Consider the following 12,896-nt stretch of genomic DNA (forward strand, 5'->3'; position numbering starts at 1 on the left):
CCCGGGAGTCACGACGGTGCCGACGCCGTGGACGGCGCGGGGAGGAGCGACCTGGCGGTCTCCCAGACGAATCCGTCCGGGTCGGTGAACGAGCCGGCGGTGCTGCCGAGGACGATGCGATGGGAGCCGGTGCCTTCGGCGGGGACGCCGAGGTCCTTGGCCAGGGCGCGACGCTTGTACAGCGCCAGCTTCACGGGGCTGGATGCCCCGGAGGCGAACTCGGCGTACTTGCCGCCGAAGCTCTTGGACACGGTCAGGCCCCGGCCGACGTAGAACTGCTTGCTGGCCTTCACGTCCTCGACGCCCAGCAGGAGGACGATCTCGTCGATCTCGCGGGTGGCCGGGCCGGTGTCCTTCTTCGCCGACGTCGCGATCTTCCAGATCGTCCCGTCCGGCGCCTGGAGGACCCCGCCGTAGCCCCACAGCGACTTCTCGGCGGGCTTCAGCATCGTGGCGCCGGCGTCCACGCCGGACCGGAGGAAGCTGTCGACGGTGGCCGGCCGGGACACCGTGAGCGCCAGGGTGAAGCCGCGGAATCCAGCGGAGTGCGCCTCGGACGCCCGCAGGCGTATGTGCGTGTCCACTCCGAAGGCGGTGTAGAAGTGGTGGGCTGCCTCGGGGTCGGGCACCTCGATGGTGACGGATGCGATGGACGTGGTGGGCGTGGTGGGCGTGGTGGGCGTGGTGGGCGTGGTGGTCGCGGTGGTTGCCATGACCATCACGCTAGGGGCTGCTCGGAGGCCGGGGCTTCTCGATTCCTGACCGGTCTCGTCACCTGCTTCGCCACACACGCCGGCATCCCCTCCACCATGACGGCAGGCCCCGCAGCACCGGCCGTACCAGAGGCATCGGCACGGTCGTCCGCCGCGTCCGCGGCGAGGCGCCGGAAGACCCCGGGCGGCATGCCGACCAGCTCGGTGAAGCGGGTGGTGAAGGTTCCCAGCGACGCGCAGCCGACCATGAAGCAGACCTCGGTGACGCTGAGGTCGCCACGTCGCAGCAGCGCCGTCGCGCGCTCGATGCGACGCGTCATCAGGTACGCGTACGGCGACTCGCCGTAGGCCGCCCGGAACTGCCGACTGAGGTGCCCGGCGGACATGTTCACACCGCGGGCGAGCGCCTCCACGTTCAGCGGCTGCGCGTACTCCCGGTCGATCCGGTCACGGACACGGCGCAGCCGCGCCAGATCGGTCAGGCGCTGCGCCTCGACGCGTGCACGCCGCCACTCGGGCTGACACATGGGTGTACTCCCCTTTCCTTCTCGTGCATCGACGCCTACGAGCGCCTGGGATGCCCACAGGGACAAGGCACCCAGGCGCTCGTTGATGAGGACCGGCCCACCGGAGAGCCGGCCAGCCGGGTCGTCCAGATCCTGACGCGGTCCTGGCAGACGGCCGGCAGGGCGGAGGCTGCGCACTGATGCGCAGCGTTCTCCGCAGGTGACCGCGGTGCCGGCAGACACAGCCGCATCGACACCGGCACGGCTCAGCGCAGCTCCTGGATGCGGACCAGGTTGCCCGCGGGGTCACGGAAGGCGCAGTCACGGATGCCGTACGGCTGCTCGGTCGGCTCCTGGACGACCTCGGTGTCACCGGCCTGCACCTTCTCGAACGTGGCGTCGAGGTCAGGAGTGGCCAGCAGGATCCAGCCGTAGGTGCCCTTGGCCATCATCTCGTGAATGGTGCGGCGCTCGTCCTCGGTGACGCCCGGATCGGCGGCCGGTGGTGCCAGGAGGAGGGAGGTGTCCGGCTGTCCGGCCGGGCCGACCGTGATCCAGCGCATCCTGCCCTGTCCCACGTCGCTGCGGACCTCGAAGCCGAGGACGTCGCGGTAGAAGGCGAGCGACGCGTCCGGGTCGTCGTGCGGCAGGAAGGTCGTGTGAATGGTGATGTCCATGACGAGCAGGCTAGACGTGCCTACCTGACTCGCGCTTCTCGATTCGTGATCGCTCCGGCCGCGCTCGAACGTTCACGTGTCCTGCCGGCCGCGGGAAGCGTTCCGTGTGACACTCCAGGGCGGCCGGGCGCCGGCGAGTCCGTCTTCCGGTTGATCGCGTCCACCAAGCGCGGTGCCTTCGCTTTGACGGCTGAGACGACGGTCGCCCGGAGCTCGGCGCTTCCCCCGGGACAAGCTGATGCCTTGGCGTGGGTGTGTCCGCCGGTGGCAGTCCGGCATGGTGCTGGTCAGCGCAGGGCTGTGCGGCCGGTGAGCAGGAATCGGAACACAGCGAGGTCCGGTGGTGCGTCGCGGGGCTTCGTGGCCAGGGATACCGCGATCGGTGGCACCTCTTGCTGTCGCCGCCGCGGCGGCCGAGTGTGAGTGGACGGAGACGGTCCTGTTCAGGCCGGCGACGATCCGCTTCGCTCCAACCTTCGGTGGCACGTTCAGCAGCTCTCCGAGGGGTGGGCGGGTGCCGGCCGGCTGAGGCGGTCGCTGCCCGGACTGCCGCGTCAGCAGGCCGGGCAACGGGGTGCTCGACAGCTCAGCGGCCGTGGGCGTAGTTCGCGCAGAGCGGGGGCGCGCACTCCTGTCGCAGGAGTGCGCCCCAGGCTCGCCGCGGTGTCATCGGCGATGACCTGCGGCTGCTTCAGTAACGGTCGTAGCCGTCGCTGATGCGCGTCTTTCCGCTGGGACAGCCGGCATACACGCCTGTCCGGTCTCCGTACCACTTGGTGTAGCTGCTGTGGTACTCGCCGCTCGTGCAGACCACGTAGGTGCCGTACCGTTCAGGCCCCGTGCCGTCGCACCAGCCGGTGAAGGATGTGGTGGTCCTGCTGATGGTGTAGCAGTGGCCGTTCCAGCCGGTGGCGCCCGTCGGCGTTGCTGCGGCCGTGCCCAGAGAGCCCGCGAGGCTCAGGGCGAGAACTGATGTGCCTAACGCGATACGCCGGAAGCTGTGGGACATCAAAGCTCCTTGAGTTCAGTGCGTCTCTGCTCCGAGCTGAGTCCGGCACCGCCAACGCGCGTGACAGATCAGTCAGATGCCCGGATGCATGGGATGACAGCACAAACCGTCCTGACGCGTGCCTGGCACACGTTACCCAGCCATATGACATGTCGGACAAACTCTTTTCGGGCCTCTTCAGTCGGCCCTCTGCTGGCTGATACACCATCACGCGGGCCACACGTTACGGCTTGGACACCCGGTTGCCGCTACACCTCTCGCCGGGCGCGCGGGGGTTGCGGCGGCGCCCGCTGTACGACGTCATGGGCGAGGCCGCCGCGCTGATCCCAGGATCCGACATCGCTGACAGCACCAGACCGGTGACGGGAACCTGTGTATCGAGGGCGGCAGAGGTCTGAAGGCCGGCGCCTCCGGAGGAACTGTCGGCTCCTCGGCTGTGAGGTCCGGGCAGAGCGCCCGGGCGCAGATGAAGGACCTGATCGACCGGCTGGAGGACGTCAAGCCTGTCGGCCCAGGCGCTCCGGTGCGTGCCCCGCTCGACCGGGCCGCCGAGGTGCTGCGCCAGGTGGAGTCCGGGACCGTCACCGGACGGTCGTTTTGACCGGCTGACCGGCGCTTACCGGCTGACCGCCGCCTGGTGTCACCGCCGCTTGTCGGCAGCGCCTGCCGCAGCTGTCGTGACGAACAAGCAACTACGCTTCAAATACCGCGAGTTCATTCCTCGCACACCGGAAGCCCTCTTGTCTCAGTGTCATGTCACCGTCATTCTGTACCTGCGCGCGTCCGTCTACCCGCATAGATGCGCGCAAGGGTTCCACCTGACAGTGCGACATCGACCACTCGCCCCCGGAGGATCGATCCACGTGAGACCCCGTCACCCCCGTCGACGCCACCTCGGCGCCGTCGCGGCATCCCTGGTCGTCCTGTGCGCCGGCCAGACCCTGAGCGCCCTGCCGGCCACCGCGGCCGTCAAGGCCCCCGCCCCCAGGTCCGCCGTCACGACCGCGGAGGACCACGCCGCGCGGGCGATAGCCGGCTCGCTCACCGACTCCGCCTGGCGTGCCCGCGTCCGGACGGCCGCGCTCACCTCCGACGAGGTGAAGGTAACCGACCTGGCCCGACAGGCCGGCGGCACCCTGCGGTCCACCCTGACCGCGGCCGACCGCCGGATCGCCACCGCCAAGGGCCTGGGCACCGAGGTCGGTCCGCTGCTGCGGCTGCGACTCGGGGACGCGTCCATGCGGACCGCGCTCGCCGCCGGCGCCACGCCCTGGGTGGCCGCGGCCACGCAGGACGAGAACGCCGCCACCGTCACCGCCTACGACAGCCGCGGCCGGGCCCACACGCTCGACGCCCGTAGGGCGCCCGCCCACCCGGTGTACGTCGTCGACATCGACAGTTCCACGGCACTGGCCGCCGGTCTGGACGTGCTGACCGAGGAACTCTCGCGGTACGGCGTCCACTCCACCGCGCCCGCCGCCGAGCAGACCCCTGCCCAACACCCGCGGACGCTCGCCGCCACCGGCGGATTCTGGACCACGCGCATCACCGCGGTCGAGCTCTCCGACGACGAGGAACCCTGGATCAAGGGGGATGCCGAGATCTACACCCTGGTCACCGGCTTCGGCCAGGACGGCAAGGTGCGCGTCGACCCCGTCGACATGCCGTACCTCGACAACGACGGCACGGTCTACCGGCCCAACCAGATCCTGGTCAACTGGTCCTCCTACAAGTACGACCTGGCCGACGCCGTGATGATGGAGGAGGACGGCAGCACCAACTACCACGACCTCGCCCAGGCCATCGCCACCGCGCTGCTCACCATCACCGACCAGGGCACCTACATCCCGCTGGTGAACGCGGTCCTGGACGCCATCCCGGACGACTGGTGGACCGACGACCCGGACTACGTCGACTCCTGGTACACCCTGGCGCGGAGCGACAACGGCACCCGCTACGGCGCCCGCGGCAACGGCTGGATGACGGTGCAGCCGTACTACGTGTCGGAGTTCTAGCTCCAGCGCCGGGCCCCGGCGCACGGGAGCCCGGCCGCTGAAGGACACGCGCTTTTCCCGACACCGGTCCGAGCCGTGGCACCGATCTCAGCCGTGACACCGGTCCGAGTTGCGGCTGGCCGGGACGCAGGCACCGCCCCGGACCACATCGTCGATGTGAGGGTCGCGCTCGGCCCCCGGCCACGCCGCGAGACCGGGCACGGCCACCGAGCACACCAGCCGCGCCGCGTCCCGGTGCGCGAGGAGCCCGCCGCGGCACCAGCGGCCGAGGGCACCGATACGCTCCCCCCACCCGGTGGGGAGTGCGCCGGTGTCGAGTCCGGAGAGGTGTCGCGAATCGCCTTTCGTGGCCGGTGGCGTGGTCGGTGGCTGACGTGCTGCCCGGTGGCACGTGGAGTCAGTCCGAGCAGCGGCTGTTGGTGGCCGGTGCCGCGCGGACGACGTGGTACCGGACATGCGGATCGGCCGCCCCCTTGGTGGGGACGGCCCCGCGGCGGCGCTTCAGCAGGTCGCCGTCGCCGGGTGCGTTGTGCGGCCGGTGTGGTGACGACGCACCCGGTGGAAGGGGATCAGAGCCAGGGAGCGGACGGCGACGGCTCCGATGACACCGGTGGCGACGGCGACCACGACCCAGCCCAGCGGGGTGCTCCACGGAGTCCCGGTGAGGGACAGCAGCCGGATCCCGTAGGTCGCGCTCGCCGCGGTGGTGAAGGTCAGGGCCCAGAAACCGAGGGTGAAGGGAAGCCGCAGGTAGTCCTTCACGAGGACGAGGTGAGGCAGGAGCAGGGCGGCCATCGTGCCGAGCAGGATCTCGTGGACTGTTCCGGGCCTGCCCCCGGTGATCACCCAGCAGGCGTTGCCAGTGACGGCCGACGGCGCCGAGAAGATCGCCAGGGTCGGCAGCAGCGGCCGCGGGAGTTCGGGACCGGTCGCGAAGCGGACCAGCAGCAGGCTCCCGATCAGCAGCCAGAACAGGATGCCCGCGGCGAACAACGCCTTCGCCGCACCGGGGCGGCCGATCGTCGCGACGGATTGGGCCGAGATCAGGGACGCCGCGACGGTGGGCAGTAGATGACCGCCGTGCAGCGTCGCCGGGTCGCGCGGCACGGTCAGCAGCCGGGCGACGAACCACGCGCCGAAGCCGGCGCTGAGGGCCAGCATGGCCCAGACCAACCCCTTGCCCGCCAAGGGGAACGACATGGCGAGCCGGGCCGACATCAGCGAGGCGGCGACGGGCACCAGGGCCGCGAACGGGCCGAGAACGGGATGGCGCAGATCGTCGGCGACCTCATGCGGTCTGAGCCCGGCCGCGGCGTACCGGAGCACGGTCACCAGCCACGCGATCGCGGCCACCAGCCAGAGGACGGTCCCGATCACCCGCGGCGCCCCCAGCTCGGCGGCGGCCGTCCAGGTGCCCGCCAGCCCGGACAGGCCGAAGGAGATGCCGAAGGTGTTGAGCGGAAGCCCCTTCATGAGTCCAAGGAATGATCGTCATCGCTTCTATAAGTGGGACGCATGGAGGGTTCCCGGCGGCCCTGCTCATGCATGGAATCTATGGATTCGAGCACACCGAGTCATTGGAATCATCGCGCCCGGCGTACCAGAGTGATGCACGGCCCCAACGCCGTCGGTCATTCGACGGAAGCACAGTCTTCCCCGCCTCGGTGGCCGGTCCCTGCAGCTTCGTCAACGACGTGCGCTTCGACCTGGTCCACGGCTTCGCCTATCTCACCGATGCCACACCGGACGGCCCTAACGGGCTGATCGTCGTGAACCTGGCCACGGGTGAGTCGTGGCGGCGCCTGGACGACACCCCGTCGACGCTTCCGGTGCCGGGTTTCGTGCCGACCATCGACGGCCGGCCGATGCTGAGCCGTCCGGACGGCACGTCCGCGGGGACACCCATCGGCATCGGTGTGGACGGTATCGCGCTGAGCCCCGACGGCGAGTTGCTGTACTACTGCCCGCTGTCCAGCCGGCGACTGTACGCGGTGCGCACACGCGACCTCACCCGTCTCCGGGAGACCGACATCGAGGTGCACGACCTGGATGTGAAGGGGATGTCCGACGGTCTGGAGACCGACCGTGCGGGGCGCGTGTACGCGGGTGACATCGAGCGCAAGGCGATCGTCCGGCGCGACACCGACGGCAGCTACCACACGCTGGTTCAGGACGAACGGCTCAGCTGGCCCGACACGTTCTCCATCGGCTACGACCACAAGCTCTACGTCGTCGCCAACCAGCTCAACCGCCAGGCCGCCTACAACGGCGGCACCGACCAGCGGCGCAAGCCGTACGTGCTGTACCGCCTGCCCATCGGCAGCGGGCCGGCACGCCGCTGAGCCGAACCGGCTCAGGCCGCGCCCCGCCCCTTCCGCAACCGATCGTCCGAAAGGCAGATTCCCGCATGTCCCGCAAGCTCACCCGTGCCCTCGTGGCGGCCGCCGTCGCCGCCGCTGTCGCGGCCGGCACCGCGTTGGCCGCGCAGCCGTCCGTGGCAAAGGACCACCAGCGGACCGGCTCCCACGCCTGGTCCTGGGAGCTGGTCGACGGCTCGCCCGACCTGGTGAGGCCGACGGCGCTGACGGTGGACCGCTCGATCGGCGCGCGCCGGGCGGCGCTGGAGGTACGTCTCGCGCAGCAGCTGTACACCTTCTGGAACACGGGTGAGGAGAAGTACCTCGATGCGTCGGTCAGTCCGGACTTCGCGGACAACACCCTGCCGCCCGGCCGGCCGCAGGGCCCCGATGGCCCGGTGTTCGCGTCGCGGAACTTCCGCGCCGCCGTGCCCGACCTGACGTGCGAACTGGCCGACCTGCTGATCACCGGTGACAAGATCACCGCTCGGCTCGTCTTCCGGGGCCACTTCACCGGCACCTTCGACGGAGTTCAGGGCAAGGGCCAGAAGGTGGACTTCAACGCCATCGACATCCAGCACGTCGGCGAGCGGCAGATCGTCGAGGACTGGCACATCGAGGACAACCAGACCTTGCTGTCCCAGCTCGGCGTCGACTGACCGACCGTCCGCAGGATCTCCGCCACGTGGTTCCGCCGCTCCACCGGAACGGCGGAACCACGCGGTCGTGCCCACGGTCGTCCACCGGGAGCGGCGCCGGACCGGCCGGTGCCTCCCGGCACGGGCACCCCCGGCACCGCGTCCGGTGGCGGGGCGTGCCGCACATGCCGACGTCCCCGGCCCCCGGGGGAGCTATGGCGAAGGTTTCCGGTCACAGCACTGGTCACACGTGTCCGTGTGCGGCAGTCCGCTGCACGTGTGTCCCGGGCGCAGCACTCAGAAGCCGCTCCTTCGTGGTCGCCTACTTGTCGACCAGGGACATGTGGTGCTCTAACTGATCGTTTCAGAATGGAGTGCTTGACCAGAAGCGTCGGCTCCTGCGGCTCGCATAGGCTGACCAGTCTCATTTGACGCGCCGCCACGAGGATCAGCCCATGCGTAGCAGCACCAGGATCCGTCTGATAGAGCCCACCGATGCCGGCCCGATCGCCGGGCACCGGGTGCGGGACTTCGAGGCTTTCCGACCGTGGGAACCGGACCAGCCGGCAAGCTTCTTCACCCCGGAGGGCCAGGCGGAGCGGATCGACAGGCTGCTGGCCGGATACCGGGCCGGTACGGTCTGGCCGGGTGTGGTGCTCGCCGACGACCTGGTGATCGGGCAGATCACCGTTGGAGGCATCCTGCCGCAGCCGCACCTTCGCCGCGGTTCCGTCGGATACTGGATCGCCAGCAGCGCCCAGAATCAAGGGCATGCCGGGCGGGCCGTCGGGCTCGTACTCCGGGTCATGACGGACGAACTCGGATTGCACCGCGCTGAGGCGTCCACCAACCTGGAGAACCTTCCGTCGCAGCGGGTGCTGCGCCGCAACGGGTTCAGCCCGTGCGGCGTCGCGCACTCCTCGATCTTCCTCGACGGGAGCTGGCGGGACGCGTTGCTGTGGGAACGGGTCCTGGGTGACTTAAGTGGAGGCGTCCACCGTCCCGGTCAGGAAGCCCTTGCCGAGCGGGCTGAACGGCACGAAGCCGATGCCGAGTGACACGCAGGTCGGCAGGACCTCAGCCTCGGGGTCACGGGTCCACAGCGAGTACTCGCTCTGTACGGCGGTGACGGGGTGCACCGAGTGGGCGCGGCGGATGGTCTGCGCGCTCGCCTCCGAGAGCCCGAAGCAGCGGACCTTGCCCTCCTCGACCAGCTCGCCCACCGCGCCGGCGACCTCTTCGATCGGCACCTCGGGGTCGACGCGATGCTGGTAGAACAGGTCGATCGTCTCCACTCCGAGGCGCTTGAGGGAGGCGTGGGCGACGGCGCGGATCTGCTCGGGCCGGCTGTCGAGGCCGGCGGGCGCGCAGTTCCCGATGCGGAACCCGAACTTGGTGGCGATCACCACCTGGTCACGCAGCGGGGCGAGGGCTTCTCCGACGAGTTCCTCGTTGACGTACGGGCCCTAGACCTCCGCCGTGTCGAAGAACGTGACTCCGCGGTCGACGGCGCCACGGAGCACGGCGATCATGTCGTTGCGGTCGCCGGGGTTCGGGCCGTAGCCGGGCTTCCTGGAGGATGTGGCTGTCGGCTGTCTGGCGCCTCTCGGCGAGCTTGCCGTCGCGTACGGTCCACAGGTGGATGAACCGGACGTCGGCCTTGTTCCCGGTCGTGGTCTCGGCGTGATAGTGCCCGTACACGACGACGTGGCCGGCGCCGTCCGCGTAGAACTCCTCGGGCACCGCGCCGAAGGACTCGTAGCCCGTCATCTTGCCGAAGAAGTCCTTCGCCACGTTGTCCCAGCCGTGGTGGACACCGCTGTTCGGGAAGCCGGGGGTGATGTCCCAGACGAGGTCAGGTGCCATGATCTCCCTGGCGACCTCCGGGGCCATTTTCGAGTCGTACAGCCGCCGGACGAGGGCGAGGTCGGGGGAGTCGGACACGGTTCGCTCCTTGCGCGGGTGCATCGGGTACGGAGAGCAGGCTGTGCGATCAGGTGGCGATGGCGGCCGGCCCGTTGCGCCGTGGGCCCCTGTCGTCGGCATGGAAAACAATGACCACCCGGGGCGGGTGGAATGGGGAATGACGAAGCGGCCCTTCGAATGTCTCGCTCAGTGCGGAACCAAGCATGGCATCGGAAGAGCGCGCTGTGAGGGGGAAGAATATTTGCCCTGCATGCCACATTCCAGGTGTGCCGGATCTCCCTGACAGGAGCCGCAGGAACGGACGTCAGGGATTACGTGGGCGCTGCACTGATTCTCTTTGCGACCCTTTCGGCCGTCACTCGCTCACTGCGCGGGCGCGTTCCACAGCTCGGTGAGTTCCGCCCAATGGGGTGCGGGTACCGGCAGGGTGGTGTGCTCGGCGCCGGCAGAGGTGCGGAGCCCCGCCAGGACCAGATCCAGGTACCGCAGGCGCAACGTGGTGGCACGCTCCTCGGCGACGGGCAAGCGGACACTGAGATGTTCGAGCAGCAACGGGACGTCGGCGGACGTGAAATCAGTGCGTAGTGCTCCGGCCCGGTGCGCGCCTTCGACCAGCTCGTCGAGCGCGTGACGCAGCTGCTTGCTGGCGGCCATGATCTCCTCCGTGGCCGGCAGCCGGCCGCCGACCAGGGGGAGGAGCGGACCGCCGGATCCCCGGGCCGACAACGCGTCCCGCAGAAAGCGGGCGAAGGCCGCCCAGGCGTCGGGCTCCTCCGCGAGAGCCGCGCGCGCCTGGCTCGCGAGCTGCTCCATCCCCGCGATCCGCATGTTCTGGGCCAGCGACTCCTTGCTGGGATAGCGGCGGTAGAGACTGCCCATGCCCACCCCGGCCCGGCGGGCGATCTCGGAGACGGGAGCGTCCCAGCCGAGTTCGGCGAAGACCTCGCGAGCCGCCTGCATCAGGCGGGCGTCGTTGCGGTCCGCCTCCCGCCTTCGGCCGCGCGGCTTGCCTGCGTACGTGTCGCCCATGGCGGCATTCTCCCTCAGCCGCGCGCCAGGGTTTGCCCGCCGTCCACGGAGACGACGGCGCCGGTGATGAAACCGGCCTCGTCGCCGACGAGCATGGCGATCGCCCGGGCCACGTCCTCCGGGTCCGCGACACGTCCGAGTGGGGTGCGTTCCGCCAGGCGCCGCTGGAACTCCAGCGGCTGCGTGGCGCTGGCCTCGGTACGCACGAAGCCGGGGGCCACGACGTTGACGTTGACACCGAGCGGACCGGCCTCGAAGGCCACGAAGCGGGCGAAGGTGTTCAGGGCGGCCTTGGCGGTACCGTGCGCGGCCATGCCCACCGTGGGCGGACCGTCGGCCACGGCGCTGGACACATACACGATCCGACCCCGCCCCTGGGCTCCCATGACGGCCAACGCCCGCTGGGTGAGCGTATAGACCGACGCGAGCTCCCTCGTCACCTTGGCGTGGAAGTCGTCCCAGGTGAGCGCGTGCAGCGGGGTCGGCGTGAACCGGGCACCGGCATTGCAGACCAGGACGTCCAAGTGCCCGTCGGCCGCTGAGCGCTCCAGCAGGTCGGCCGCCTGACCGGGGTCGTAGACATCGGCCTGGACGGCGAAAGCCTCGCCGCCGTCGGCCTCGATCTGCTTGACCACCTGGTCGGCCGCCTCACGGTTCGAAAAGTAGTTGACGGCCACGCGGTATCCGCGGGCAGCCAGTTCACGCGATGTGGCCGCGCCGATTCCGCGGCTGCCTCCGGTGACCAGGGCAGTCGGCTTGTTCGTCGCCTTCATGTGTCCTCCGAGTCGGGATGTCATCCAACCTATCGGAGCGGAGCGCTCCGCTCAAATCAATGGGCGTGTGACGCCGGTGTGGGGCTTCCCGACTGGCCGGCCGAGGCGCTGCTGGCCCTCAGCAGATGTACGACACCGGCTAGCTCAACCCGCACGGTGAAGCCGTGCAGCCGACCGCTCCTCGCCGGACGAAGAAAGGAACCCCGGTCGGGGGAATGAACGCCTCAGGCAACGGGCTGTTCTCCGACATGAGCGAAGCAGTAGTGGCCGGCGCGTACGGCGGCCCCGAGGTCCTGTCCCTGATCGACGTCGCCGTCCCGGAGCCCGGCCCGGGTCAGGTGCGCATCGCGGTCCGCGCCGCCGGCGTCAACCCCTTCGACCACAAGACGTACAGCGGTGCCTTCGGCACCGACCCGCAGCGGCTGCCGCTCCGGCTCGGCCTGGAAGCGGCCGGTCTGGTGACGGCGGTGGGCGCCCACGCGACCGGCCCAGCGGGTCCGATCGCGGTGGGTGACGAGGTGATCGCCTACAGGGCGCCCGGAGCCTACGCAGCCGAACTCGTCGTACCTGCCGAGTCCGTCATCCCGAAGCCGGCGGCTCTGTCCTGGGAACAGGCCGGAGGGCTGCTGGCCGCGGGCGTCACCGCCGTACACGTCCTCGAAGCGACCGGTGTGAGCCAGGGCGACACGGTGCTGATCCACGGCGCCGCGGGAGGCGTCGGTCTCGTGGCCGTCCAGGAGGCGGTGGCACGCGGCGCCACCGTCGTCGCGACGGCGAGCCCGGCCAAGCACGAGGTGCTGCGCGAGCTGGGCGCGATCCCGGTGGCGTACGGGCCGGGGCTGGCGGACCGGGTACGGGCTGCGGCGCCGTCCGGTGTGGATGCCGCGGCGGATCTGGTGGGCACCGACGAGGCGGTGGACGTCTCCCTGGAACTCGTGGCGGACCGTTCCCGCATCGCCACCATCGCGGGTTTCCAGCGCGGCGCCCAGGCGGGGATCAAACTCCTCGGTGGCGCGCCCGGCGCGGACCCCGGAACCGACATCCGGGACGCCGCCCGCCTGCACCTGACGGAAGCCGCGGCGGCCGGCCGGCTGCGCGTCCTGGTCGCGTCGAGCTACCCGCTGGCTGAGGCCGCGGCAGCCCATCGCGAGAGCATGGCCGGCCACACGACCGGAAAGATCGTCCTGATCCCGTAACCGCTCGTCGGGTCGCGAGGTCCGCGGCCGAACGAGGCGCAGGCGGCGCCGGGAGAC

General features: G+C 70.2%; 13 protein-coding genes and 2 pseudogenes. 6 read left to right on the forward strand and 9 right to left on the reverse strand.

Annotation, left to right across the window (positions count from 1 at the left end; translation table 11 throughout):
• Window positions 1-8: 8 nt before the first annotated feature.
• The 4 genes from ACH4LD_RS36540 to ACH4LD_RS36555 form a co-directional block, all read right to left on the reverse strand.
• A complete protein-coding gene (locus ACH4LD_RS36540) occupies window positions 9-719 on the reverse strand; it encodes a glyoxalase (RefSeq protein ID WP_398058528.1) in 711 nt (236 codons plus the stop codon).
• Window positions 719-1,240 carry a helix-turn-helix transcriptional regulator gene (locus tag ACH4LD_RS36545; RefSeq protein ID WP_398058466.1) on the reverse strand — a complete coding sequence of 174 codons (522 nt, stop codon included), beginning with the start codon at window positions 1,238-1,240 and terminating at the stop codon, window positions 719-721. Before ACH4LD_RS36545 ends, ACH4LD_RS36540 begins: the two co-directional genes overlap by 1 nt.
• A gap of 245 nt (window positions 1,241-1,485) precedes the next feature.
• The gene (locus tag ACH4LD_RS36550) at window positions 1,486-1,896 is read right to left on the reverse strand and encodes a VOC family protein (RefSeq protein ID WP_398058468.1); all 411 of its coding nucleotides are present in this window, start codon (window positions 1,894-1,896) and stop codon (window positions 1,486-1,488) included.
• A gap of 691 nt (window positions 1,897-2,587) precedes the next feature.
• Window positions 2,588-2,905 (reverse strand): hypothetical protein, encoded by a 318-nt coding sequence (locus ACH4LD_RS36555; protein WP_132789424.1) that lies wholly within the window; start codon window positions 2,903-2,905, stop codon window positions 2,588-2,590.
• 436 nt (window positions 2,906-3,341) lie between these two features.
• Here ACH4LD_RS36555 and ACH4LD_RS36560 point away from each other — a divergent pair, with 436 nt between their 5' ends.
• Together ACH4LD_RS36560 and ACH4LD_RS36565 are read left to right on the forward strand one after the other, a co-directional pair.
• Entirely contained in the window at window positions 3,342-3,506 is a 165-nt protein-coding gene (locus tag ACH4LD_RS36560; protein WP_398058469.1) for a hypothetical protein, read from the forward strand.
• Window positions 3,507-3,768: 262 nt separating this feature from the next.
• Window positions 3,769-4,920, forward strand: coding sequence for a DUF3103 family protein (locus ACH4LD_RS36565; RefSeq protein ID WP_398058470.1), 1,152 nt, complete (start codon window positions 3,769-3,771; stop codon window positions 4,918-4,920).
• 501 nt (window positions 4,921-5,421) lie between these two features.
• On the opposite strand, the gene ACH4LD_RS36570 is transcribed toward ACH4LD_RS36565, so the two are convergent.
• Entirely contained in the window at window positions 5,422-6,393 is a 972-nt protein-coding gene (locus ACH4LD_RS36570; protein ID WP_398058471.1) for a C4-dicarboxylate transporter, read from the reverse strand.
• 191 nt (window positions 6,394-6,584) lie between these two features.
• Between ACH4LD_RS36570 and ACH4LD_RS36575 the strand changes: the two genes are divergently transcribed.
• From ACH4LD_RS36575 to ACH4LD_RS36585, 3 genes are all read left to right on the forward strand, one after another.
• Entirely contained in the window at window positions 6,585-7,262 is a 678-nt protein-coding gene (locus ACH4LD_RS36575) for an L-dopachrome tautomerase-related protein (protein WP_398058472.1), read from the forward strand.
• Between the two features lie 65 nt (window positions 7,263-7,327).
• Window positions 7,328-7,936, forward strand: coding sequence for an ester cyclase (locus ACH4LD_RS36580; protein ID WP_398058473.1), 609 nt, complete (start codon window positions 7,328-7,330; stop codon window positions 7,934-7,936).
• A 434-nt stretch (window positions 7,937-8,370) separates the two neighbouring features.
• A complete protein-coding gene (locus ACH4LD_RS36585; protein ID WP_398058474.1) occupies window positions 8,371-8,973 on the forward strand; it encodes a GNAT family N-acetyltransferase in 603 nt (200 codons plus the stop codon).
• On the opposite strand, the pseudogene ACH4LD_RS36590 reads toward ACH4LD_RS36585, so the two are convergent.
• From ACH4LD_RS36590 to ACH4LD_RS36605, 4 genes and pseudogenes are all read right to left on the reverse strand, one after another.
• Window positions 8,917-9,447: pseudogene (locus ACH4LD_RS36590) on the reverse strand (aldo/keto reductase); the annotation flags it as partial. The gene ACH4LD_RS36585 and the pseudogene ACH4LD_RS36590 overlap by 57 nt on opposite strands.
• An 85-nt stretch (window positions 9,448-9,532) precedes the next feature.
• Window positions 9,533-9,961: pseudogene (locus ACH4LD_RS36595) on the reverse strand (nuclear transport factor 2 family protein); the annotation flags it as partial.
• Between the two features lie 243 nt (window positions 9,962-10,204).
• A complete protein-coding gene (locus tag ACH4LD_RS36600; RefSeq protein WP_398058476.1) occupies window positions 10,205-10,870 on the reverse strand; it encodes a TetR/AcrR family transcriptional regulator in 666 nt (221 codons plus the stop codon).
• 14 nt (window positions 10,871-10,884) lie between these two features.
• Window positions 10,885-11,643 carry an SDR family NAD(P)-dependent oxidoreductase gene (locus tag ACH4LD_RS36605; protein WP_398058477.1) on the reverse strand — a complete coding sequence of 253 codons (759 nt, stop codon included), beginning with the start codon at window positions 11,641-11,643 and terminating at the stop codon, window positions 10,885-10,887.
• Between the two features lie 263 nt (window positions 11,644-11,906).
• On the opposite strand from ACH4LD_RS36605, the gene ACH4LD_RS36610 reads away from it, so the two are divergent.
• The gene (locus tag ACH4LD_RS36610) at window positions 11,907-12,839 is read left to right on the forward strand and encodes an NADP-dependent oxidoreductase (protein WP_398058529.1); all 933 of its coding nucleotides are present in this window, start codon (window positions 11,907-11,909) and stop codon (window positions 12,837-12,839) included.
• The last annotated feature ends 57 nt before the right edge of the window (window positions 12,840-12,896 follow it).

Origin of the sequence: Streptomyces sp. NPDC017676, from assembly GCF_044329325.1 — a bacterium.
Lineage (GTDB): Bacteria > Actinomycetota > Actinomycetes > Streptomycetales > Streptomycetaceae > Streptomyces.